The organism is Agrobacterium tumefaciens, assembly GCF_005221325.1.
Classification (GTDB): domain Bacteria; phylum Pseudomonadota; class Alphaproteobacteria; order Rhizobiales; family Rhizobiaceae; genus Agrobacterium.
Map to the genome: position 1 here is coordinate 2,878,211 of NZ_CP039888.1, position 23,121 is coordinate 2,901,331.

25 protein-coding genes are annotated in these 23,121 nt (G+C 59.2%); 11 read left to right on the plus strand and 14 right to left on the minus strand.

Annotated features, from left to right (window positions below):
- Positions 1–40: 40 nt before the first annotated feature.
- Positions 41–1,153: a helix-turn-helix domain-containing protein gene (locus CFBP5499_RS14605; RefSeq protein WP_175416745.1), complete on the plus strand. Its 1,113-nt coding sequence runs from the start codon at positions 41–43 to the stop codon at positions 1,151–1,153.
- A gap of 9 nt (positions 1,154–1,162) precedes the next feature.
- On the opposite strand, the gene CFBP5499_RS14610 is transcribed toward CFBP5499_RS14605, so the two are convergent.
- Positions 1,163–2,266 carry a TRAP transporter substrate-binding protein gene (locus CFBP5499_RS14610; RefSeq protein WP_080826810.1) on the minus strand — a complete coding sequence of 368 codons (1,104 nt, stop codon included), beginning with the start codon at positions 2,264–2,266 and terminating at the stop codon, positions 1,163–1,165.
- A gap of 162 nt (positions 2,267–2,428) precedes the next feature.
- Entirely contained in the window at positions 2,429–2,902 is a 474-nt protein-coding gene (locus CFBP5499_RS14615) for a group III truncated hemoglobin (protein ID WP_130932492.1), read from the minus strand.
- Between the two features lie 140 nt (positions 2,903–3,042).
- Here CFBP5499_RS14615 and mbfA point away from each other — a divergent pair, with 140 nt between their 5' ends.
- Positions 3,043–4,026, plus strand: a complete 984-nt coding sequence (gene mbfA / locus CFBP5499_RS14620; protein ID WP_080826809.1) for an iron exporter MbfA — start codon at positions 3,043–3,045, stop codon at positions 4,024–4,026.
- 57 nt (positions 4,027–4,083) lie between these two features.
- Here the strand turns inward: mbfA and CFBP5499_RS14625 are convergent, their stop codons facing one another.
- Together CFBP5499_RS14625 and CFBP5499_RS14630 are read right to left on the minus strand one after the other, a co-directional pair.
- Positions 4,084–4,698: a transglutaminase-like cysteine peptidase gene (locus CFBP5499_RS14625; RefSeq protein ID WP_130932491.1), complete on the minus strand. Its 615-nt coding sequence runs from the start codon at positions 4,696–4,698 to the stop codon at positions 4,084–4,086.
- A gap of 117 nt (positions 4,699–4,815) precedes the next feature.
- The gene (locus tag CFBP5499_RS14630; RefSeq protein WP_080826808.1) at positions 4,816–5,604 is read right to left on the minus strand and encodes an alpha/beta hydrolase; all 789 of its coding nucleotides are present in this window, start codon (positions 5,602–5,604) and stop codon (positions 4,816–4,818) included.
- Positions 5,605–5,791: 187 nt separating this feature from the next.
- On the opposite strand from CFBP5499_RS14630, the gene infC reads away from it, so the two are divergent.
- The 6 genes from infC (at position 5,792) to pheT (ending at position 11,732) form a co-directional block, all read left to right on the plus strand.
- A complete protein-coding gene (gene infC / locus CFBP5499_RS14635) occupies positions 5,792–6,328 on the plus strand; it encodes a translation initiation factor IF-3 (protein ID WP_080728780.1) in 537 nt (178 codons plus the stop codon).
- Between the two features lie 189 nt (positions 6,329–6,517).
- Positions 6,518–6,721: a 50S ribosomal protein L35 gene (rpmI, locus tag CFBP5499_RS14640; RefSeq protein WP_003493355.1), complete on the plus strand. Its 204-nt coding sequence runs from the start codon at positions 6,518–6,520 to the stop codon at positions 6,719–6,721.
- 40 nt (positions 6,722–6,761) lie between these two features.
- A complete protein-coding gene (gene rplT / locus CFBP5499_RS14645) occupies positions 6,762–7,166 on the plus strand; it encodes a 50S ribosomal protein L20 (RefSeq protein ID WP_003507464.1) in 405 nt (134 codons plus the stop codon).
- Positions 7,167–7,330: 164 nt separating this feature from the next.
- Positions 7,331–8,209: a lipopolysaccharide kinase InaA family protein gene (locus tag CFBP5499_RS14650; protein ID WP_080827514.1), complete on the plus strand. Its 879-nt coding sequence runs from the start codon at positions 7,331–7,333 to the stop codon at positions 8,207–8,209.
- Positions 8,202–9,284, plus strand: a complete 1,083-nt coding sequence (pheS, locus tag CFBP5499_RS14655; RefSeq protein WP_080826807.1) for a phenylalanine--tRNA ligase subunit alpha — start codon at positions 8,202–8,204, stop codon at positions 9,282–9,284. Before CFBP5499_RS14650 ends, pheS begins: the two co-directional genes overlap by 8 nt.
- Before the next feature lie 24 nt (positions 9,285–9,308).
- Positions 9,309–11,732, plus strand: coding sequence for a phenylalanine--tRNA ligase subunit beta (gene pheT, locus CFBP5499_RS14660; protein ID WP_080826806.1), 2,424 nt, complete (start codon positions 9,309–9,311; stop codon positions 11,730–11,732).
- Between the two features lie 58 nt (positions 11,733–11,790).
- Here pheT and CFBP5499_RS14665 read toward each other — a convergent pair whose 3' ends face one another.
- Positions 11,791–12,792 carry an aldo/keto reductase gene (locus tag CFBP5499_RS14665; RefSeq protein ID WP_080826805.1) on the minus strand — a complete coding sequence of 334 codons (1,002 nt, stop codon included), beginning with the start codon at positions 12,790–12,792 and terminating at the stop codon, positions 11,791–11,793.
- 171 nt (positions 12,793–12,963) lie between these two features.
- Here CFBP5499_RS14665 and CFBP5499_RS14670 point away from each other — a divergent pair, with 171 nt between their 5' ends.
- Positions 12,964–13,854: a LysR family transcriptional regulator gene (locus CFBP5499_RS14670; protein WP_080826804.1), complete on the plus strand. Its 891-nt coding sequence runs from the start codon at positions 12,964–12,966 to the stop codon at positions 13,852–13,854.
- On the opposite strand, the gene CFBP5499_RS14675 is transcribed toward CFBP5499_RS14670, so the two are convergent.
- The 4 genes from CFBP5499_RS14675 to CFBP5499_RS14690 all read right to left on the minus strand — a co-directional run bounded on the left by CFBP5499_RS14675 (position 13,855) and on the right by CFBP5499_RS14690 (position 16,902).
- Complete coding sequence (locus CFBP5499_RS14675; RefSeq protein WP_080826803.1) at positions 13,855–14,298, minus strand: GNAT family N-acetyltransferase; 444 nt, start codon at positions 14,296–14,298, stop codon at positions 13,855–13,857.
- A 1-nt stretch (position 14,299) separates the two neighbouring features.
- The gene (locus CFBP5499_RS14680) at positions 14,300–15,250 is read right to left on the minus strand and encodes an aldo/keto reductase (RefSeq protein WP_080826802.1); all 951 of its coding nucleotides are present in this window, start codon (positions 15,248–15,250) and stop codon (positions 14,300–14,302) included.
- 108 nt (positions 15,251–15,358) lie between these two features.
- Complete coding sequence (locus CFBP5499_RS14685; protein WP_080826801.1) at positions 15,359–16,342, minus strand: GlxA family transcriptional regulator; 984 nt, start codon at positions 16,340–16,342, stop codon at positions 15,359–15,361.
- Entirely contained in the window at positions 16,342–16,902 is a 561-nt protein-coding gene (locus tag CFBP5499_RS14690) for an isochorismatase family protein (protein WP_080826800.1), read from the minus strand. The genes CFBP5499_RS14685 and CFBP5499_RS14690 overlap by 1 nt, the downstream gene beginning before the upstream one ends.
- Positions 16,903–17,082: 180 nt before the next feature.
- Between CFBP5499_RS14690 and CFBP5499_RS14695 the strand changes: the two genes are divergently transcribed.
- The gene (locus CFBP5499_RS14695) at positions 17,083–18,066 is read left to right on the plus strand and encodes a Gfo/Idh/MocA family protein (RefSeq protein WP_080826799.1); all 984 of its coding nucleotides are present in this window, start codon (positions 17,083–17,085) and stop codon (positions 18,064–18,066) included.
- Here the strand turns inward: CFBP5499_RS14695 and CFBP5499_RS14700 are convergent.
- Both CFBP5499_RS14700 and CFBP5499_RS14705 read right to left on the minus strand, forming a co-directional pair.
- Complete coding sequence (locus tag CFBP5499_RS14700) at positions 18,063–18,434, minus strand: hypothetical protein (RefSeq protein WP_080826798.1); 372 nt, start codon at positions 18,432–18,434, stop codon at positions 18,063–18,065. The genes CFBP5499_RS14695 and CFBP5499_RS14700 overlap by 4 nt on opposite strands.
- A gap of 12 nt (positions 18,435–18,446) precedes the next feature.
- On the minus strand, positions 18,447–18,689 hold the full coding sequence (locus CFBP5499_RS14705; RefSeq protein WP_080826797.1) for a hypothetical protein: 243 nt from the start codon (positions 18,687–18,689) through the stop codon (positions 18,447–18,449).
- 188 nt (positions 18,690–18,877) lie between these two features.
- Between CFBP5499_RS14705 and xseA the strand changes: the two genes are divergently transcribed.
- Complete coding sequence (gene xseA / locus CFBP5499_RS14710; RefSeq protein WP_080826796.1) at positions 18,878–20,476, plus strand: exodeoxyribonuclease VII large subunit; 1,599 nt, start codon at positions 18,878–18,880, stop codon at positions 20,474–20,476.
- Here xseA and CFBP5499_RS14715 read toward each other — a convergent pair whose 3' ends face one another.
- The 3 genes from CFBP5499_RS14715 to CFBP5499_RS14725 all read right to left on the minus strand — a co-directional run bounded on the left by CFBP5499_RS14715 (position 20,477) and on the right by CFBP5499_RS14725 (position 23,047).
- Positions 20,477–21,679 carry a mandelate racemase/muconate lactonizing enzyme family protein gene (locus CFBP5499_RS14715; RefSeq protein WP_080826795.1) on the minus strand — a complete coding sequence of 401 codons (1,203 nt, stop codon included), beginning with the start codon at positions 21,677–21,679 and terminating at the stop codon, positions 20,477–20,479. It lies immediately after the preceding gene.
- Between the two features lie 51 nt (positions 21,680–21,730).
- A complete protein-coding gene (locus CFBP5499_RS14720; RefSeq protein ID WP_080826794.1) occupies positions 21,731–22,438 on the minus strand; it encodes a FadR/GntR family transcriptional regulator in 708 nt (235 codons plus the stop codon).
- Positions 22,439–22,546: 108 nt separating this feature from the next.
- Positions 22,547–23,047 (minus strand): MarR family winged helix-turn-helix transcriptional regulator, encoded by a 501-nt coding sequence (locus CFBP5499_RS14725; protein ID WP_175416746.1) that lies wholly within the window; start codon positions 23,045–23,047, stop codon positions 22,547–22,549.
- Positions 23,048–23,121: the final 74 nt, after the last annotated feature.

The following is a 23,121-nucleotide window of genomic DNA, read 5'->3' on the forward strand; positions in this document are numbered from 1 at the left end:
ATGACTGAGCAATATAGGTCTCGCTCAGGGGATATCGTTCGTGCTGTTCATTCCGCTGCCTTTTGTCGTGGCGCTTCTGCTGGTCGTCATGTTCATCGTCTTCCTGCGAAGCGGAGACGATGTGCGGACCAACCGGGCCTTTCTGGCGTCCATTGCCCTTTGCGCCGTGCAATCCGTCCTCGTCGGGCTGCGTTGGGGTTATGGCATCAGCGAAATGCGTTATGCTTTGCCGATCCTTGCCGCCTGCCTGCCGCCTCTCATCTACATCGCTTTTCGCGGATTGATGGGCGCGGGCACGGAGAGCCGCAGGTTGATGCTCGCCAGTCTTGCCCTGTCGCCACTGTTGATCGTCGTGCTGGAATTGACATTCCCGGCGGCGATCGACCTCGCGCTGATCACCATTTTTGTCGGCCACGCTGTCGCCCTGCTTCTTCTGGGAAGAAAGGGGCCGGATGGGCTGGATGAGGCGCAATTCGCCAGCGTCGCCTCGGCACACCGGGCGCTTATCATCGCCGCGGTTGCTCTTTGCGTTTCTGCTCTTGTCGATCTGCTGGTGTTTTTCGATTTCCAGTGGGCACGTGGGGAAAACGTCGCAGCACTTGTCAGCAACGCCAATCTTTTCGGACTGCTGTTGATCGGCCTCATGGCTGCTCTCGCCGGTAAAAGCAAAGCACCGCGAGCGGCCGCGGAGCCGGTTTCGGACTTATCTGCGCCGGCAGAACCATCCGAACAGGACCGGGATATCGTCGCAAGGGTCGATCGGCTGATGGAGGCGCAGGCGCTTTATCGCGACGAGAACCTCAACCTGTCCCGACTTGCAAGACGCCTCGGCCTGCCCAGCCGGCAAATCTCGGGTGCGATCAATCGCTCTCTTGGCGTCAATGTCTCGCAATATGTCAATCAGCTCCGCATCCGCGAAGCCTGCCGGTTGCTGGAGGAAACGGAGCAATCGGTGACGGCGATCATGTTGTCCGCCGGCTTTCAGACCAAGTCCAACTTCAACCGGGAATTTCGGCGTGTCACCGGCATGAGCCCGGTCGACTGGCGCGAAAGGGAAGTGTGGAAGCTGGTGTCGCCAAACAAAACGGCCACCCGGCAGATGCCGGATGACCGTCTGAAGCCCGAAGAACCTTTGAAGATCGTCGGAAAATGATGAAAAGGATCAGAGCGTGCCGTTACGCTGCTGGATCATCATGTAGGTGTCATAGGTATATTCAGCGATCTGGGCCCAGAGATAGGCGTCCTTCTTGAAGGCCTGCTGGCTTTCATAGATCTTCTTGAAGTTTTCGTTCTTGGCCGAAATCTCCGCATAGGTTTCCAGCGCCGCCTTGTGGCAAACGTCGAGAATTTCCTGGCTGAACGGGCGCAGGATGGCGCCCTGCGCCACGAGTTCCTTCAGTGCCTTCGGGTTGCGGGCATCGTAACGCTCCAGCATGCTGGCGCTGCCGGCGGCGCAGGCGTCTTTCAGGATACGCTTGTAGTTCTCCGGCAGCTCGTTGAACTTCTGCAGGTTCACGAAAGCATGCACGGCCGGGCCGCCTTCCCACCATGCCGGGTAGTAGTAATATTTCGCGACCTTGTAGAAGCCGAGCTTCTGGTCGTCATAGGGCCCCACGAATTCGGTGGCGTCGATCGTACCCTTTTCCAGCGCAGCATAAACATCGCCGCCGGCGATCTGCTGCGGTGTCACGCCAACCTTCTGCATCACCTGGCCGGTGAGGCCGGCAATGCGCATCTTCAGGCCCTTCAGGTCATCGATGGTGTTGATCTCCTTGCGGAACCAGCCGCCCATCTGGGCACCGGTGTTGCCGAGCAGGATCGAGTAGATATTGTGCTGCGCAAGGAATTCATTGAGCAGCTCGTTGCCGCCGGCCTGGTTGAACCAGGCATTAGTCTGGCGTGCATTGAGACCGAAGGGGACGGAGGTTCCAAGCGCGAAGGTCGGGTCCTTGCCGACATAATAATACGAGCAGGTATGCGCCATTTCGACGGTGCCAGCCGTCACCGCATCCGCTGCCTGCAGCGCCGGCACGATTTCGCCGCCGGCAAAATGCTGGATGACGAAATTGCCGCCGGAGGCTTCCTTGACATGATCGGCAACGATCTGGCCTGCGCCGAACAAAATGTCGAGGCCCTTGGTGAAGGACGACGTCATGCGCCAGGTGATCTTGGGGTTTTCCTGTGCGATGGCCGGAGCGGCAAGCGCCGTTGCGGTGACACCGGCGCCGACAGCGCCTGCCTTGCGGATAAATGATCTGCGATCCATGTCGATAAGCCCTGCTATGTCTGCATATGACGGGCGAACCGCACGGTACGCCTCCCGCCGGCTACTAAACATTTATCCCCACAGCCATCAAGAGGGAATGTTTGAAACTTGCGTGATCTTCCGCTGTGCTTGCCGATTATTGCTTGTGGGGCTTTCTCCGCCCTAGGACATGCTGCGTTTTAACGCCGGGTCATCCATTGCCGGATTATAAAACAGCGAAAGCGTCAGGCTTCTGGCGATGCGTTCCGCCGTTTCCATGAACCAGTCATGCGCCTTCCTGCTCGGCGCGATGTCGTCCAGCGTCGCTGAAAAAAGTGCGAGCCATTGCGGAAAAAGCTCCGCCGACATGCCTTTTACCCCCAGATGCGCCTGCACGGGTTTGCCGCGATAGCCGCCATTCTTGAAGGCGACAGCCGTCCAGAATTGTTTCATCCGGGCCATATGTTCCGGCCAGCGCCCGGCAAGCCGTGCATCGAAAACGGGGCCAAGCGTCGGGTGTTCGAGAACGCGGCCGTAAAAGGTCTCCACCAGAAGGTCGATGAAAGCGGCATCGACGCCCATTTCGGCCATGGCCTTTTCCGCCCTGTCCTGAATTTCCGCATTGTGGGCGGCCCGCCCTGCAATTTGATCCTGCATCGTCTTTCCTTTTTGGCAAATTTACCCCGCCGCACCGATGGCTGCAATGCGACCCTTTGCCTTATTGGAATAATTCTAAAATGGCTTGATCGCGATGGAGTACAGATGTATTTAGAATTATTCTAAAAAAGGTTTCAGCCATGTTTCGCAGTCTTTTTTCCCTGTCCAAACGCCCCTTTTCCTCGCTAGGCGAACAGGAAATCCTCGCTCTCGCCATCTCGTCCGAAGAGGACGATTCCCGTATCTACCGCTCCTATGCCGATCATCTGCGCGGGCAATATCCGCAATCGGCCAAAGTGTTCGACGATATGGCCGAGGTCGAGCAGCAGCATCGGAATATCCTGATCAACATGCATCGCCGTCGTTTCGGTGAAACCATTCCGCTGATCCGCCGCGAACATGTGCGCGGCTTTTACGAACGCACGCCGGACTGGCTGGTGAAGAACCTGTCGCTCGAGAAAATCCGCGCCCAGGCCCAACTGATGGAAGCCCAGGCGATCCGCTTTTACGATGAAGCCGTCAAGCGCACCAGCGACGCCTCGACGCGTCAGCTGCTGGGCGATCTGGCCGAGGCGGAGCGGGGCCACGAAGACATCGCCCGAATGCTGGAAGAAAAACATCTTGATGAGGGTGATCGGACGGAAGAGGAGGAAACCGCAAAGCGGCAGTTCCTTCTGACTTACGTGCAGCCGGGCCTTGCCGGCCTTATGGACGGCTCCGTCTCGACGCTGGCGCCGATCTTCGCGGCTGCCTTTGCCACACAGGATACGTGGCAGACCTTCCTAATCGGTCTTTCCGCCTCCGTCGGTGCGGGTATCTCCATGGGCTTTACAGAGGCCGCTCATGATGACGGCAAGCTGTCCGGCCGCGGGTCGCCGCTGAAGCGCGGCCTGGCGTCTGGCATCATGACGGCTATCGGCGGTCTCGGCCACGCGCTGCCCTATCTCATCCCGCATTTCTGGACAGCGACGGGCATTGCCGCCGTCGTCGTTTTTGTGGAGCTCTGGGCCATCGCCTTCATTCAGAACCGCTTCATGGAAACGCCATTCCTGCGGGCGGTGTTTCAGGTGGTGCTAGGCGGTTCGCTGGTGCTGGCGGCCGGTATCATCATCGGCAACGCGTGAAAAAAAGAAAGAGCCCGCGACGGCGGGCTCCGATCTATCAGACATGGAATTTGAGCGTCAGCGCAACGCGCCGACCAGAACGTCGCGACCATCCTCGATGGAAATCCAGCGGCCCGTATTGAAGGACGCCTGCCGCTTGAGATAGGTGTAATTGGTGTCGGTCCAGAGCTTCACGTCGTCGGTGAGGTTGTCGAGAATATAATCGCCATCCGTAGTGCGCAGCGTCAACACGGCATGACCCTCGCCATCTGGCTTGCGCACGACGGTGATCAGGAGATCGGCCACGGAAAAACCGCGCTCGATCAGCTTCTTGCGCTTCAGCAGCACGAAATCTTCACAGTCGCCGGCGGTTGTCGGATATTCCCAGACCTCGTCCTTGCCGTAGATTTCCTGGTCGGTCATCGCCACGATGGTGGTATTGACGGAAGCATTGATCTCGCGAATGACGCCCCAGCCGTATTCGGTAACGCGCGGCGGCGGCGTCACCTTGCTGCGGATATTGCACTCGTCGGCATATTTCTGACAGAACTCGTAATGGCCGATTGGCTGGGACGTGATCCCGCCCGTCACCATGGAAGGGCTTCCCTTGATTTCCGCCATGGCGGAGGCAGCAGTCATTAGCCCGGCAGCAACTGCAAACAGCAGAGCACGCGCCAGCGGTGCGTTCATCATGAAACCCGTCCCTTAATTCTTAACGAAAAGTTAAGAGGGATAGGGGGTTGAGTCAATCTCTAGCAATCGGCGACGCCCAAGACTCGTTGAATATGGTTAAGAGCGTTGCGCAAATGCCTATATTGCAAGGGCTTTGACGGCCGCGAGCATCCGCTTGATATCCTGCGGCCGGGAAAGCCGGTGGTCTCCGTCGCGGATCAGCGTCAGCACCACGTCGTCGGCGGGAAGATGTTCGATGAGCTTCAGCGCATGCTGATAGGGAACATCGGGATCGCGCATGCCCTGCAGAACATGAACCGGGCAGCCGGTGGTGATGATGCCGGTGAGCACGCGGTTCTGCTTTCCGTCTTCCATCAGTGCGCGGGTGAAGATGTTGGGCTCGGGGCTATAGTCCGAATGCTCCTCGAAGTAGCCCCGTTCCATGAGAGAGGTCTTTTCCGTATCCGAAAGGCTGGGCTCTATCAGTTCCTGTGTGAAATCGGGCGCTGGCGCAATAAGCACCAGGCCGGCGACGGAGGGCGCGCCACCCGCCCTGCGCAGCTCCTCGACCATGCGCAACGCAATCCACCCGCCCATCGACGAGCCGATGAGAACGACACGCGACGGTGCTTTTGCCCGCACCACCGCAAGTGCCTCGTCGAGCCATCTCGAGATCGTGCCTTTTTTGAAATCGCCGCCGGAAGCCCCGTGGCCGGAATAATCGAGCCGCAGGCAGGCAAGGCCGTTTTCCGCTGCAAAGCGATCCAGCTCAACCGCCTTGGTTCCCGTCATGTCGGAGCGGTAGCCGCCGAGCCAGACGAGCGTGGGCGCGTCCGGCTGGGATGTCGCGGGTCGATGAAGGAAAGCGATGTTGCGGGCGTCGTCGCCCACTCCTATATGCAGGAATTCAGCAGCTTGTTCGGTCATGTATATGCAATTCTCCTGATTTTAGTGCAATATCGGCGGCGTATTTGCAAAATCCGTGGCAACAGGTGATCTTTTCGGGCAGATATGCTATTGACTTCGCCGCGGCAATAACGACATTTCCGCCGCTTGTACCAAACAAGCTGTTTTTTGCTGACGTGATCCAGAAACAGATCAGGAGAATACGACCATTCGCAGACCTTTCAAAGCCGATGCCCCCGTAAAGGAGGGCCCGCGCTCCAACCGGGAAATTCGGGTTCCCAGAGTTCAGCTTATTGATGAAGAGGGCCAGAACCTCGGTAGCATGCCGACGGATCAGGCTTTGAAAATGGCGGAGGAGGCCGGTCTCGATCTCGTCGAGATTTCGCCGAACGCTGAACCGCCGGTATGCAAGATCCTCGATCTAGGCAAGCTGAAATACTCGACCCAGAAAAAGGCCGCCGAAGCGCGCAAGAAACAGAAGATCGTCGAGGTCAAGGAAATCAAGATGCGCCCCAACATCGACACGCATGATTATGACGTGAAGATGAAGGCGATGAACCGCTTCTTTGACGAAGGTGACAAGGTGAAGGTAACGCTGAAGTTCCGTGGCCGTGAAATGGCCCACCAGGAACTCGGTATGAAGCTTCTCCTTCAGGTGAAGGAAGACACCCAGGCGATTGCCAAGGTTGAAGCCGAGCCGAAGCTGGAAGGCCGTCAGATGATGATGGTTCTCGCCCCTAGATAATTACGCCAGCCTTTAAAGGCCGCGTGAATCACCGCCGCAAGGGGAAATTTTCATTCCCCGTTGCGCTTTTAGCCGACTGCGGTTATAAGCGCGCGTCCGAACGGTCCGGCAGGGCATGCCGAGGCCGTTCCTGAATAGCTTGAAATAGGCCTCGTCTGCCTGTTTCGATACAAAAAACGGAGTAGCAAAATGCCCAAGATGAAGACGAAGTCCGCTGCAAAAAAGCGGTTCAAGATCACCGCCACCGGTAAGGTTGTTGCAGCCGCCGCCGGTAAGCGCCACGGCATGATCAAGCGTACCAACAAGTTCATTCGCGACGCGCGTGGAACCATGGTTCTCGCCGAAGCTGACGGCAAGAAAGTCGTCAAGAACTACCTGCCGAACGGTCTCTGAGACTTTTCCGCACTTTTGGACACTTTAAGGAGATCATGACATGGCACGCGTAAAACGTGGCGTAACTTCCCGCGCCAAGCACACCAAGACACTCAAGGCAGCCAAGGGCTTCTACGGCCGCCGCAAGAACACCATCCGCGCAGCAAAGGCTGCCGTGGATCGTTCCAAGCAGTACGCTTACCGCGACCGCAAGGTCAACAAGCGCAATTTCCGCGCTCTGTGGATCCAGCGTATCAACGCTGCTGTTCGCGAATTCGGCCTGACCTATGGCCGCTTCATCGATGGCCTGAACAAGGCTGGCATCGAAGTTGACCGCAAGGTTCTGTCCGACATGGCTATCCATGAGCCGGCAGCATTCGGCGCGCTCGTTGAAGCAGCGAAGAAGGCGCTTGAGTACCTCAAGGATGCTGGCACGACCAACGAGTTTGAAACCGCTGTAAAGTAGTTACGGCGCGGACAATCTGTTGTTCATTTAAAACCCGCGTCGGGAAACCGGCGCGGGTTTTTCGTTTCGAGCTGCTTATACATTTCGATCGGCATTTTTTAATTTAGAAATTTAGAAGAGATGGAGTATTCACGCCGTTTGAAGCGAAACCTTTGGTGGACGACATGCTGGTCAATAAAAGTGAGGTTGTGGAAGCGGAAGGCTTTCGCGTTCATCTTGACGACGGTGACATCGCAGCCCTGATGCGCGTCCTCCTGAAAAGTGACCGCCGTATTCAGAAGGTTGAGCTTTCGCAACTAACGGTGTGGATCAAACGGCAGGGCACGGAACGTGTAACCTGGTGGATGAAAATGCAGAAGCTGCTGTCGAAACTTCTGCCCTACGCCTTTCTTCGCCCTTCCGAACCGCTGGATGGCGCAGGCCTCATGCAGCGAGAACTGGAAACATTGCAGCAGTTCCAGCAACGGGGCTTCCCGGTTCCGCCGCTCATCTACGCGTCGCGCACGGCGGTGGTGCTGGGAGACGTTGGTCCGACGCTCATGGAGCGGATGGATGCGCTGAAGGCGTCCGATCCGGTGGAGCATGACGCCTTGCTTGTGAAATCCGCAGAAGCGCTCGGCGAGCTGCATGCTGCGGGCCTCTGTCACGGCCGCCCGCATGTGCGTGATTTCTTTTTGAAGGACGGCCGTGTCGGTTTCATGGATTTCGAGGAGCGCCCTCAGGATGTCATGCCGCTTGAGACCGCGCAGGCCCGCGATATCTGGCTGCTGTTTCTGCAGGTCGCGACGCGTGCTTCGGATGCCCCCAAAACCCGTGACGCGGCCTTTTCAAGCTGGCTCGAAAACGCCCCGCCGCGGGCTGTCGAAGAATTAAGCCGCCTGACCCGCATTCTCGGGCGATTTTTACCGTTTGCCCGGTTGATCGGGCGCGTGCGGATGGGTAGTGATCTGCGACGCTTTATCATGGCGACCGACTATCTGATGAATGCTGTGAACCCCGAAGCCGCTCTCAAAAAAACCGGCAAGGCAGGAAAAGATGACTGAACTTGATACCTTGAAATCGCAACTGATGTCGGAGATCGCCGCCGCTGCCGATGAGCCGGCCATCGAGGCAGTGCGCGTCGCCGCGCTTGGCAAGAAGGGCTCGGTTTCGGAGCTTCTGAAGACGCTGGGAAGCATGACACCGGAAGAGCGCCAGACCCGGGGTGCTGCCATCAATCAGCTGAAGACCGAAATCACCGACCTGATCGGCGAACGCAAGAGCGGCCTGAAGGATGCTGCGATTGCCGCGCGCCTGAAGGCGGAAACGGTGGATGTCAGCCTGCCGGTGCGCCAGTCGCCTGCCGAGCGTGGCCGCATTCATCCGATCAGCCAGATCGTCGACGAAATCACTGCGATCTTCGCAGATATGGGTTTCTCGATCGCCGAAGGTCCTGATATCGAGACCGACTATTACAACTTCACGGCGCTGAATTTCCCCGAGGGCCATCCGGCCCGCGAAATGCACGACACCTTCTTCTTCCAGCCGGATGAAAACGGCGAGCGTAAGGTGCTGCGCACCCACACCTCTCCGGTGCAGATACGCACCATGGAAAGCCAGAAGCCGCCCATCCGCATCGTCATTCCCGGCAAGACCTACCGTCAGGATTCCGACGCCACCCATTCGCCGATGTTCCATCAGGTCGAGGGTCTTGTCATCGACAAGAAGGCGCATGTCGGCAATCTGCGCTGGGTGCTTGAGGAATTCTGCAAGACCTTCTTCGAGGTCGATAGTGTCGTCATGCGCTTCCGCCCGTCCTTCTTCCCCTTCACGGAGCCGAGCTTCGAAGTGGATATCCAGTGCGACCGTTCTGGCCCCATCGTCAAGTTCGGCGAAGGCAAGGACTGGATGGAAATCCTCGGCTGCGGCATGGTGCACCCCAATGTGCTGCGCGCCGGCGGGCTGGACCCGGATGAATATCAGGGCTTTGCCTGGGGCATGGGCCTCGACCGCATCGCAATGCTGAAATACGGCATGCCGGACCTGCGCGATTTCTTCAACGCCGATGTCCGCTGGATGAACCACTACGGCTTCCGCCCGCTCGACATGCCGACGCTGTTCGGCGGTCTGAGCGTTTAATCCGGTTAGCCAAGGAGCAAAGACATGAAATTCACTCTTTCCTGGCTGAAAGAGCATCTCGATACGGATGCGACGCTGGACGAGATTTGCGAGCGGCTGACGGCGATTGGCCTCGAGGTCGAGGACGTTGACGACAAGGCGGCCTACAAGCCCTTCGTGGTCGCCAAGGTCGTTTCCGCCAAAAAACATCCCGAGGCTGACCGCCTCAAGGTGCTGATGGTGGATGCCGGTGACGGCAAGCCGGTGCAGATCGTCTGCGGTGCTCCGAATGCGCGTGCGGGTCTCGTCGGCGCGCTGGCGCGTCCCGGCGTGTATGTCCCGGGCATCGATGTCACGCTTGCCGTCGGCAAGATCCGCGGTGTCGAAAGCCACGGCATGATGTGCTCCGAAAAGGAGCTGAACATTTCCGACAGCCACGACGGCATCATCGATCTGCCGGAAGATGCGCCTGTTGGTACCTCCTTCGCCACCTATGCCGGGCTCGACGATCCGGTCATCGAGATCAATCTGACGCCGAACCGCCCGGATTGCACCTCGATCTACGGCATCGCCCGCGATCTTGCCGCTTCCGGTCTTGGCAAGCTGAAGACGAAGGCTGCGCCGTCCTTCAAGGTTGAAGGCGCAACCCCGGTTGACGTGAAGCTGGAGCTGGATGACACGGCGCTTTGCCCCGGCTTTTCGCTGCGCATCGTGCGCGGTGTAAAAAACGGCCCGAGCCCGAAGTGGATGCAACAGCGCCTGATGGCGATCGGCCTGCGCCCCATCAATGCGCTCGTTGATATCACCAATTACATGACCTTCGATCAGGGCCGGCCGATGCACGTCTTCGACGCCGCCAAGGTCAAGGGTGATCTCACCGTCCGTCGCGCAAAAGAGGGTGAGACGATCCTCGCGCTCGACCAGCGCGAATACAAGCTCGGCCCGAACAATGTCGTCATTGCCGACGAAAATGGCCTTGAATCCATCGGCGGCGTCATGGGCGGCGAACATTCCGGCTGTGACGAAAACACTGTCGATGTGCTGATCGAGTCCGCTCTCTGGGACCCGATCAACATCGCCAAGACCGGCCGCTCGCTCGGCATCATCACCGATGCGCGTTATCGTTTCGAGCGCGGCGTCGATCCGGAATATATGGTTCCGGGTCTGGAACGCACCACCGAGCTGGTTCTCGAACTGTGCGGCGGCGTTGCCGGCGAAGCCAAGGTCGTCGGCTACAAGGGTCATCAGCCCAAGGTCGTTGATTTTCCGCTCTCGGAAGTGAAGCGACTGACCGGTCTGGAAGTGTCGGCGGAAGAAAGCCTCGCCATTCTTAAGGGGCTTGGTTTCGGTGTCGAAGGAACGGGCGAGCGCGTGTCCGTCACCGTGCCGTCCTGGCGCCCGGATGTCGATGGTAAGGCCGATCTGGTTGAAGAGGTCATGCGTATCCACGGCGTCGACAATATCAAGCCGGAACCGCTGGAAAACTTCGGAGCGGTCAACGGCCGTATCCTGACGACGCTGCAGATCCGCACCCGCACCGCGCGCCGTGCTTTGGCAAGCCGTGGCATGCTTGAAGCTGTCACATGGTCCTTCATCCCGGAAGCTCAGGCGAAGCTTTTCGGCGGCGGTTCGCCCGCGCTGAAGCTTGCCAATCCCATCGCAGCCGACATGTCGGATATGCGGCCCTCGCTGCTGCCCGGTCTTCTGACCGCGGCCCAGCGCAACGCCGACAAGGGCCATGGTGACGTGGCGATCTTCGAAGTTTCCGGCACCTATGAGGGCGATACCCCTGAAGGCCAGCGTCGTGTTGCCGGCGGCGTCCGTCGTGGCACGGCCTCGCTCGCAGGCAGCGGCCGCATGTGGTCCAATGCCACAAAGGGCGGCGGCAAGCCGGTGGATGTCTATGACGCCAAGGCCGATGCGCTCTCGGTGCTCGAAGCCTGCGGCCTGCCCATGGCCAATGTGCAGATCGAGGCCGGCGCCCCCTCCTGGTATCACCCCGGCCGTTCCGGCACCATCAAGATGGGTCCTAAGGTTGTGCTCGGCTATTTCGGCGAGTTCCATCCGAAGACGCTGTCCGAACTCGATGTCTCCGGTGTCTATTGCGGTTTCGAGATTTATCTCGACGCCATGCAGGAGCCGAAGAAGAAAGCGACCCGCACCAAGCCTGCGCTTGAGCTTTCGCCCTTCCAGGCCGTCAAGCGCGACTTCGCTTTCGTGGTCGACAAGTCGGTGGAAGCAGGGGCCATCATCAAGGCCGCGACGAGTGCCGACCGCAAGCTGATCACTGGCGTCAACGTCTTCGATATTTTCGAGGGCGCATCGCTCGGGGAAGACCGCAAGTCGGTCGCCATCGAGGTCCAGATCCAGCCGGTCGACAAAACGTTGACTGACGAGGATTTCGAGGCACTGACGGCCAAAATCGTCGGCAATGTCGAGAAATCGACGGGCGGCGTTCTTCGCGCCTGAAAGGCTGCGAGCGGATGACAGAATAAAAAAGCCGCGGCAGTTACCGCGGCTTTTTGTTTTAGCGGTTGGCCAATCGCATCATCTGTTCCGTATAACGTTCACCGGCAACCTTTGCCGGAGAGAGCAACGCGCCGAGGCTGGCGACTTCGTCTGTCGTCAGCGATATATCCGCTGCCGCCACGTTTTTCTCCAGATTGGCGATTTTCGTGGTGCCGGGGATCGGCACGATGAAGTCGCCCTGTGCCATGACCCAGGCGAGCGCAAGCTGCCCGGCGGTAACACCCTTTTCGACCGCCATGTCTTCCAGCAGCTTGATGAGTGCCAGATTGGTATCGAAGTTTTCGCCTTGGAAGCGCGGCAGGCTGCGGCGAAAATCGTCGGAGGCAAGTCCATCGAGCGTCTTCAGCGCACCCGTCAAAGCACCGCGGCCGAGCGGGCTGAAAGGCACGAAACCAATGCTGAGTTCACGGCAGGTTTCCAGCACGCCATTTTCTTCGGGATCGCGAGTCCACAGCGAATATTCGCTCTGAATGGCCGCGATCGGGTGAACGGCATGCGCCCTGCGAAGGGTCGCCGCGCTCGCCTCCGAAAGACCGAGCGCCTTCACCTTGCCTTCCCGCACTAGGTCGGCCATTGCGCCGACCGTCTCTTCAATTGCCACATCCGGATCGACGCGGTGCTGGTAATAGAGGTCGATGACATCGACACCAAGTCTCTTCAGCGAGGCTTCGGCGACGGCGCGCACATTTGCGGGTGAGCCGTCAACGCCCTGGACCGTCTCCGCCAACGGTTTGCTTTGATCGATGCGGAAACCGAATTTGGTGGCGATGGTCACCTGGTCGCGATAGGGCTTCAAAGCCTTGCCGACGAGGATTTCGTTTTTGAACGGGCCGTAGACTTCTGCCGTGTCAAAGAATGTGACGCCAAGTTCGACGGCGCGATGCAGCGTGGCGATGGCGCCGCTTTCATCATTCGAAGGGCCATAGGCATCGCTCATGCCCATGCAGCCAAGTCCTAGTGCGGAGACGGAGAGGTCTTTTCCGAGAATTCTATGTTTCATCTGCCTGTCCTTTGTCAGAGCACGCCTTGAAAACTGTCCCGTGGTTTGCGCGGAGCGTGTATCCAAGACGCTAAATATACCCTTGGGAGCGGGTATGGGCAAAACATAACGTCCGGCGGTGGCAAAGATAATCGCTGCAAATCCGCTTGGGTTGTTCTATCATTTAGAACAATGAACCGTGTACAACTTTCCCAGCTGGCCGTTCTCGCCGCCGTTGCCGAAGGCCGCAGCTTCCGCAAGGCCGCGGCTGAGCTGGCCATTGCGCCCTCCGCCGTCAGCCATGCTGTATCGTCGCTGGAGGCGAGCCTTGGCCTGCGCCTGCTGCATCGTACCACCCGCAGCGTTTCACCGACAGAGGAGGGCAGGCGGCTCCTCGAAACGCTGGGGCCGGCGCTTTCCGACATCGATGCGGTCATCGAGACCCTTGCCGAGCATGGTGGAAGGCCGGCTGGTCCTCTGCGCATCACCTTGCCGAGACTGGCCGCCGAGGATCTCATCGTGCCGCGGCTGGGCGAGTTCCTGCGGATCTATCCCGATATCTCCCTCGAAATCTCAACGGATGATCGCTTCGAAGACATTGTCGCGAAGGGTTTTGATGCCGGTCTGCGGCTCGGGGAGCACCTCGATGCGGATATGATTGCGGTGAAGGCGAGCGGCGCATGGCGCGGCGCGATTGTCGGCGCTCCCGCCTATTTCGCAGAAAAAGCACCGCCGCGCGATCCAAGAGATCTCATCCGGCATCGCTGCATTCGCCGGCGCTTCGCCAGTGGCCTTATCTATCGCTGGGAACTGGAGAAGAACGGCAAGCCGCTGGTGGTCGATGTTCAAGGGCCGCTGATCCTGTCGGACCAGAGCCTCATTCGCCGGGCTGCGATCGACGGCGCAGGGCTTGCCTTTGTTTTCGAGCAGCGCGTTGAGGACGATATCAGGGAAGGCCGGCTCACCCGCGTGCTGGACGACTGGTGCGCACCCTTCGACGGTTTTTACATCTATTATCCCTCGCGCCGGCAGATGCGCCCGGCGCTGAGGGCTTTCGTGGACTTCTTCCGTTTCCGGGGATGATCAGAAGGTGATGCGATAGCGGATATGGCCATCGCTTTTGACATAGCTGTCGTAGAGCTTCTGGGCGCGATGATTGTGCTCGTCCGTGTTCCAGTAAAGCCGTGACCAGCCCTTTTCCTTGCAGATGACAATGAGATCGTCCATCAGCGCCCGGCCCGTTCCCTTGCCGCGGATCGCGCCATCGACGAACAGATCTTCCAGATAGCAGTCCGGTGTCTTCACCCAGGTGGAATCATGGAAATGGTGGATGGCGAAACCGGCCATGCGCTCGCCGAGCATAGCCACGCGCATGGAAACGCGGGATGCGGGATCGAGGATACGCGCCCAGGTGTGTTCCGTCACATCATCGGCAAGCTCGACCTCATAAAAGGCAAGGTAATCGCTCCAGAGGCGCAGCCATTCCGCCCGGTCAGCCGGCTGCACATCACGAATTGTAAGCTCCATCTTAAGCGCCTGCCTTGTCGAGAAGGGTCATCATCTCATCCGTAAGCTTCAGGTTGACAGCGCGTTTGAAGCTTTCAAGCTGCGACAGGCTGGTAGCGCTGGCGATCGGGGCCGTCACCGCTTTTTTTCGCAAAAGCCAGGCCAGCGCGATATCGGCGAGCCTTGCGCCGGTTTCAACCGCCACCGCGTCCATCGCGCCCAGAACGGCAAGGCCGCGCGTGTTGACATATTCACCCACCCGATAGCTGCGGGCGACACCTTCCGTATCGGCCTTGGCGCGATATTTCCCGGTCAGGAAGCCGGCGGCGAGGCTGTAGTAGTTGATGACGCCGATATCTTCCTTGACGCAGAGGTCGGCAAGAGGACCTTCAAAATCCGCGCGGTTGTAAAGGTTATATTCGGGCTGCAGCACATCATAACGTGGAAGATCATTCTTCCGAGCCACGTCCAGTGCCTCCTGAAGCTGGCTCGCGGAATAGTTGGAGCAGCCGATGGCGCGGATTTTTCCCTGTTCCTTCAGCTTTGCGAAGGCGGCAAGCGTCTCTTCCAGCGGCACGTCCGCATCAGGCTTGTGGGCGAGATAGAGGTCGATATAGTCGGTTTGCAGCCGCTTCAGCGAAGCTTCGACAGCCTCTGCGATCCATCTGGCGCTGAGGCCGGTCTTCTGGCCGCGATTGTCGAAACCGACCTTGGTCACAATCACTGCATCCTCGCGCTTGACGCTCGATTGTTTCAGCCATTTGCCAATGATCGCCTCAGATTCACCGCCCACATGCCCGTCCACCCAGGCGGAGTAGACATCCGCCGTGTCGACGGCGTTGAATCCGGCGTCGAAAAATGCGTCCAGCAGGGCAAAGGAAGTCTTCTCATCCGCTGTCCAGCCGAACACGTTGCCGCCGAAGACGATCGGCGCGATGGAGAGGCCGGTCCGGCCAAGGCTTCGTTTTTCCACGGGAGTGCTCCTGTTGCTGAGTTTGCGGCAGGTTAGCAACTGCCCGTCGGCATAACCATTCAATTCCTTTGATGGCATTCATCAGCGAGCGGGCGACGGCCGGGAAAATCAGGCCTGAAAGCTTCGATAGTGGCTGGGCGGAAAACGATTATGCTGTTGCCAGACGCGTCGCAAATGCCGGGCGGAGGCAAAGCCCGCCCGCTCGGCGATGGCTTCCATATCGAGGCGGCTATTTGTGAGAATGTCGCGGGCCAGATTGACCCGCATCAGATTGACGTAGTCGATCACGCTGATGCCGGTATGCTCGCGAAACAGGCGCGACAAATGCCTTTCGCTGAGTGCTGCGATATCGGCCAGTCGCTCCAGCGACCAATCCCGCGCTGGTTCGCCCATTACCCGGTCCTGCACCCGGTGAATGGCGGGGTGCATGTGGTTGCGGCCGGTAAGCCAGGGAGAAATCTGAGGATCATTGCCGTTGCGCCTGAGATAGATGACCATGGTTTGGGCAATTCGCGCCGCAACAGTGGGGGATGTCAACCGCGAAACCACATGCAGCATCAGATCGATGCCGGTGGAGATGCCTGCGCTGGAAAATCGATTGCCATCCTCAACAAACAGGCGGTTTTCGGCCACCTGGGACAGTGGCGCGATGCGGCGCAAAGCATCGATGCAGTCGCTATGCGTGGTGCAGCTTCGCCCGTCGAAAAGCCCGGCCTCACCCGCCAGCAATGCGCCGGAGCAGATGGAAATGACTGTCGTGTCAATACGCACGACGCGGCGCAGCCATGCTGCCAATGCCTGTCGTTCCCGTCGCGTTTCCGGCTCGCTCTCGGAGCGCGACGTGCTGCCGGAGATCAGCAGGAACGCATAGTCCGGCAGGGTGTCAGGCAGGGTCTCCAGCCCGCAAATGCCAAGGCCGATCGAGGATTGCTGCTTCTCCTGTGCCGCAATGTAGCGGCAGTCGAAAAAAATATCGCTCTGCTCGTCATTGGCATAGCGGATCACCTGCAAAGGCCCCGCAATATCGAGCAGCAGCGCGTGCGGCGGCACAAGCGTATAAAAGGGAATGACGTGTGTGCCGCCTCTATCCATCAGGCTGCTGCCTTCAGGGGTGTGAGCGCCTCACTCACGGTGGCGATGCGCGCGAAGCGGCCAGCCAGCACCAGCTCGGTCCGCGTGCGGATGTCATCCGCGCTGAACACCGTGCCGGAGGTGTGCGTCATCGGAAAGGTCAGCGTCGCCTCGGTTACGTAGTCGACGCTGTAGCCGAGATCGGAAGCGTGCCGGGTGGTGGTTTCGCAGCATTGTTCGGTGCGGATGCCGGAAACGATCAGCCGGTTGATGCCTCTCTGCGTCAGCCAGATTTCAAGGCCGGTGCCGGCGAAGGCCGAGTGCCGGTTCTTGCGAAAGGTCACATCAGGGGCAATCCGCACACCCTCCAGCGTGCGGATATAGCCGCTGCCTTCCGAGAAGGCCCGGTCGCCATCGACATGGAAGATTTGCACGACGGGGATTCCCGCAGCCTTGGCGCCATCGATCAGCGCCTGCTGCTTCTCCAGATAGGCGGCGAGCCCGCTTGTTTCGAAATAAGGGGCATGCCGAAAGGATTCCTGAACATCGATGACGAGGAGTGCGGTGTTGGAAGAGGACATTTCATGGTTCTCCAGTTGGTTCATGAATAGCATAATCCTCTTTTGTTTATCGGGATAAAAGCAACGGAACAGACAAAGGAGGGACAAATTCGGCCATACTTCATTTCATTGTGAGTCATCGGCTTGCCAGCCCGTGTGACGGTGATAAGTTTCCGGAGAATTGCAGAGCGGGAGAACGGAATGTTGCGTTTCGGAATAATCTCAACGGCGAAAATCGCTCAGGATCACGTCATTCCGGCGATACAGGATGCGCAGAACTGCGTGGTCAGTGCCGTCGCCAGCCGCGACCACGCCAAAGCGCGTGCGGTTGCGGAGCGTTTTTCCGTGCCCCATGCCTTTGGTTCCTATGAGGAGATGTTGGCATCGGATGTGATCGATGCGGTCTATATTCCGCTTCCCACTGCGCAACATGTGGAGTGGACCATCAAGGCCGCCGATGCCGGCAAACATGTTCTCTGCGAAAAGCCGATCGCGTTGAAAGCGGAAGAGATCGATACGCTTATCGCGGTGCGTGACCGCAATGGCGTCATCGTGTCCGAGGCTTTCATGGTCACCTATTCCCCTGTTTGGGCCAAGGTGAAGGAATTGCTGGCTTCGGGCGCCATTGGCACGCTGAAACATGTGCAGGGCGCTTTCAGCTATTTCAATCGTGATCCCGACAATATGCGCAATATTCCTGAATTGGGTGGCGGGGCGCTGCCGGACATCGGCGTCTACCCGACCATCGTCACCCGATTTGCCACCGGCGCCGAGCCCAGACGCGTGCAGGCCACCGTCGAGCGTGACAGGGAATTCGGCACCGATATCTATTCCAGCGTCCGGGCCGATTTCGGCGATTTCGAGCTGAGCTTCTATCTGGCAACCCAGCTTGCCGCCCGCCAGCTCATGGTCTTCCACGGCACGGATGGATACATCGAGATCAAGTCGCCGTTCAACGCCAATCGCTGGGGTGCGGAAGAAATCGAACTGACCAATCAGGCCCACAACCAGTCGCAGGTCTTCCGGTTTCAGGATAGCCGCCAGTACAAGCTCGAGGCGGAGGCCTTTGCCCGTGCGGTGAGGGGCGAGGGCGAGGTCGTCACGCTTGAGAATTCGAGGAAGAACCAGCTTTTCATCGACGCCATCTACCGGGCGGCGGAAAAGGACGGTTGGGAAGCGGTTTAATCCTGATCCCGCTGCTGTCTCCGCAGCCGCCGATAGCCGTAAAGCGCCAGCAACAGTGCGGCGAGCGCCGAGAGGGCAAGCGGGATAAGCGGCTGCAGCAGCGGGTTGCGCCATAGCAGCAGGGCAAATAGCCCAACGCCCACGAAGCGGGAGATGAGCGTGACGGCGTTCATAAGAAAGCCATTCAATGCGTCAGGTGCATTTGCATTTGAGCGGTTCAGCCGCCAGCTCGTCGCAAGTCCCGCCGCCGCACCCGGCAAACGGGCTGCCAGCGGATCGATGTCGAGATAGAAAATAAGTAAGCAGGTAATGGCAAGATCGACGGCCAATCCGCAAATTTCGGTCAGCGCGAAGTGCGGAAGTTTCAACGGGGTGGGCTTTTAAAGTGTCGGCTGTGTGGAGCGCGGGCGCTGCAGCACGAGAAGGCCGATAACGACACCCACGACGCCGAAATTATAACCCGCGAGCGCCAAAAGCAGCGACATCAGCGGCACAGCCGTGGAAGAAAGCACCATTGCAATACCGTAGGCGCCGATAATCAGCATGCAGATGAAAACGATGCTGAAGACAGAACGCAACGCAACTGCGGTTACGCCAAGCACTGTGGCGGTAAGAAAAATCATGATGCCGCCTCCTCTTTGGTTGCCGGGTCTGGAACAAGACGTAGCGTCTCCTTCCCTAATGAACCCTTGTTGTCTCCTCCAATCCCTGTTTTCCTAACTCGTTAGTTGAGGATATGGTTTCATCGCCGTTAAAATCGGTGAGCCGATGTCGGCATTTCCGAATCGACGGGTTTTGGTTACAAACGGTCATGAGCGATATCTTCTCCCACGCCGCATTGAGCAATCTTGCCGAATTTTCGGTGTCCGAACTGTCGGGTTCCATCAAGCGCACGGTGGAGACGGCTTTCGAGCAGGTGCGGGTGCGCGGCGAGATTTCCGGCTATCGTGGTCCGCATTCTTCCGGCCACGCCTATTTTTCGCTGAAGGATGATCGTGCCCGTATCGACGCGGTGATCTGGAAAGGCACCTTCTCTCGCCTAAAGTTCCGCCCGGAAGAGGGTATGGAAGTGATCGCCACCGGCAAGATCACCACCTTTCCCGGGTCTTCCAAATACCAGATCGTCATAGAAAGCCTCGAGCCTGCCGGTGCCGGCGCGCTGATGGCGCTTCTGGAAGATCGCCGCCGGCGTCTGGCGGCAGAGGGGCTTTTTGATGCGGCCCGCAAGCGTTCCCTGCCATTCATGCCGCGTGTCATCGGCGTTGTCACCTCGCCCACGGGTGCAGTCATCCGCGATATTCTTCACCGTATCTCGGATCGGTTTCCGGTCCACGTCGTCGTCTGGCCGGTCAAGGTGCAGGGCGAAGGCTCGGGCGAGGAGGTGGCGAACGCCATTCGCGGTTTTAACGCGCTTAAGCCCGGTGGCGAGATTGCCCGTCCCGATGTGCTCGTCGTTGCGCGCGGCGGCGGCAGTCTGGAAGACCTCTGGAGCTTCAATGACGAAATCGTCGTGCGCGCGGCGGCCGAGAGCGAAATCCCGCTGATTTCCGCCGTGGGGCACGAGACCGATACGACATTGATCGACTATGCCGCCGATGTGCGGGCGCCGACGCCGACAGGCGCTGCCGAAATGGCGGTGCCGGTGCGGGCCGAACTCGAAGCGCAGCTTTCCGGTCTTGCTGCCCGCCTGTCCGGTTCGGTTTCGCGGCAGATGGATAATCGACGTCAGAGTGTGCGGGCGCTGGTGCGCGCTTTGCCGTCACTCGATCAGCTTCTGGCCCTGCCGCGCCGCCGCTTCGATGAGGCCGCGAGCGGTCTTGGCCGTGGATTGGAATTGACGACGCTGAACAAGCGCCGCGCCTTCGAACGTTCCGCCTCGGGACTGAGACCGGAAACCTTGCTGAATGGTCTGAAGCACCACAGGCAGCGCGTCACCGAGCGTATGCACCGGGCCGAGACCCTGGTGGAGCGCCGTCTGTTGCAGGGCAAAGGCCGCGTCGATTCCTTCGATTCGGCCCTGCGTTCGCTTCCCGCCCGCCTGCTTGGCCAGCTGGAACGGCAGAAGGAACGGGTCGTCACAGCATCGCGCCGGGCCGATACCGCCGTATTGCACCGCATGGCGCAGAACCGGTCCGGTCTTGCCGCCCATGATCGTATCCTGCAATCGCTGTCCTACAAGAACGTGCTGAAGCGCGGTTATGCCGTGATCCGCGATGAGGAAAACCGGCCATTGACCCGCGCTGCCGCCATCGCCTCCGGTGCTGTGGTGTCGATGGAATTTGCCGATGGCCGCGTTTCCGCCATCACGACGGGAGAGGGGACACCCGCCCCGGATGCTGCCGCCGCGCCGAAAAAGAAGCCGGCGAAACCGGCTTCTTCTGACCCGGGTAATCAGGGCAACCTGTTCTGATCAGATCGACGCTGCATCTGAGAAACGGCGGCTGACGGTGAAGGTCTTTTCGATATCGGGATGCAGCTCCATGCCGAGACCGGCACCCGGCGGCACGGTGATCATGCCGTTTTTCACCTCGGGCAAGGCGGTGACGAGATCGCGATACCAGGTCTTGTAGAAGGCGCGCACGCTTTCCTGCACCAGCGCATTCGGCGCGTTGAGCGACAGATGGGTGGAGGCGCACAGCACCACCGGCCCGGTGCAATCATGCGGCGCGACCGGTAGGTGCCAGGCTTCCGCCATGGAGGCAATCTTGCGCGCCTCGGAAAGGCCGCCGCACCAGCTGATATCAAGCATCACCACACCGGCCGCGCCGGTTTCCAGGAGATCGCGGAAGGCCCAGCGGGAACCGAGCGTTTCGGACGCGGAAATCGGAGCGGGCGACACGGCGGCATACCGCGTCAGGCTGGAAAGGCTGTCCATCTTGATCGGGTCTTCATGCCAGAAGGTCTGGTAGGGGGTAAGCGCCTTGGCGATCTGCATGGCGGGCAGAAGCTGCCACATGGAGTGAAACTCCACCATGATATCCATCTTGTCGCCCACCGCCTTGCGGATTTTTTCGAACGGCTCGAGCGCGGTCTTCAGGTCCGGCATCGAGATATATTGCCCGCGCGTCTTTTCCGCCGCCGCATCAAAGGGCCAGATCTTCATGGCGGTGATACCGTCTTCCAGCAGCGAATGGGCCAGCTCATCGGCCCGATGCAGGAAGCCGTTCAGATCGTCATAATCCTTGCCGTCGGAGAGGCCATAATTGGCCGTCTGCTGGCCAGTCGCCTTCTTGATGTATTCGGTTCCCGCGCAGGTATTGTAGGTGCGGATTTCCTTGCGGCTGAAGCCGCCGAGCAACTGGGCGATGGGCTGGTTGGTGGCCTTGCCGAAAATGTCCCACAGCGCGATGTCGAAGGCGGAATTACCGCGCACTTCTGCGCCCGATGAACGGAAGCCGAGATAACCGACAAGGTCTTGCGCCAGAAGGTCGATCTGCAGCGGGTCGCGGCCAATCACGCGCGGCGCGATATATTCATGCACATAGGTCTCCACTGTCTCCGCTCCGAAGAAGGTTTCGCCGAGCCCGGTAATGCCCTCATCCGTACGGACCAGAACCCAGAGCAGGTTTGTCCGTTCCGCCACGCGGACGGTCTCGAGTTTCGTAATTTTCATGATGTCTCCTCCAGAGGCAGTCAGTTTCCATCTGGGACTGCGTTGAAAAAATCAGGCGATACCGGCCGCCAGAAGCGCATGCACGCTTTCATCGAAATGCCGCGCCATCAGCGTTGAGGCGGTTTGCGGATCGCCCGCGGCAATGGCCTGTCCGATGGCGATGTGAAGTTCGCACGCGGCAAGGCGCTGCGCATCCGAGGTGCGGCTTTTCCAGCCAATCGGCCAGGTCTGGCGTGTCACATTCTGGAAAGCGCCGAGAATGAGTTCGAAAACCGGGTTCTTGGAGGCTCTGGCAACGGCAAGGTGAAAGGCAAGGTCGTGCTCCATCACCTTGTCATTGTCACTGAAATCCCGCTCCATATTGTTCGCGTGATCGAGGACGGTAAGCGCTTCCGCACCCGTGCGCCTCAGGGCCGCAAGGGTCACGGTTCTGACTTCGATGGTGCGGCGCACGTCGTAAATTTGCTGGATGTTGATCTGCTCGGTGTGAATGCCATGTTCGAACATCAGCGACATCGCACCATGGTCCAGCGTCGCCACGGTTGCGCGTCTGCCGGCGCTGACATCGATCAGCCGCATGGCCGACAGAGACCGGAAAGCCTCGCGAACGACGGTGCGTGAGACGCCGAGCTGTTGCGAGAGCGAAAGTTCACTCGGCAGCTTCGCACCGGGGGCAAGTTCGTTTTCGCGGATATGACGGGTGATCGCGCCGATCGTGCTGCTGACGAGGCCGGATTCATGTGAAATGGCGTTTAACATTTTTCCTCCAACCTGTAGTACAGGTTTATGGAAAATTGCTTACAGGATTTTTTCTGCGGAAACAAGCGCCCTTGCCGCGTGATTACCGGTTCCATCCGCGGCGTAAATCTATTCCTCGAAGTCCTGCAGGAACCGCTTCAGCAGCCCATCAAGCGCCAGGCGCTCCTCTTCGGTGAGATGAGCGACAAGACGGTGCTGGTTTTCGACATGCGCGCCAACCGCTTCCTCGACGATGGCAAAGCCGCGCTCTGTCAACGATATCAAGACGCTGCGCCGGTCCTGTGGATTGTGAATGCGCTCCACCAGCCCGGCTTTTTCCAGCTGGTCGATCCGGTTTGTCATGGTGCCGGAGCTGACCATGGTCATGGCCAGAAGATCGCCGGGAGAGAGCCGATGGGGTGCGCCCGCGCGCCGCAACGTCGCCAGCACATCGAAAGCGGAGGAGGAGAGGCCGTGTTTCAAGAGCACTGCTTCCACCTCGCGGCCGAGATGTGTGCTGAGCCGGTGCAGGCGCCCTAGCAGCCCCATGGGGCCGACATCGAGATCGGGGCGCTCGCTCCGCCATTGCGCGAGAATATGGTCGACGTGGTCCATGGGTTCCTTGCTCATCACCAAGGCATAACAATTGATATCTTGACGTCAAGATAAAATCGACTAAGTTGGATTTATCTTGATATAGAGAT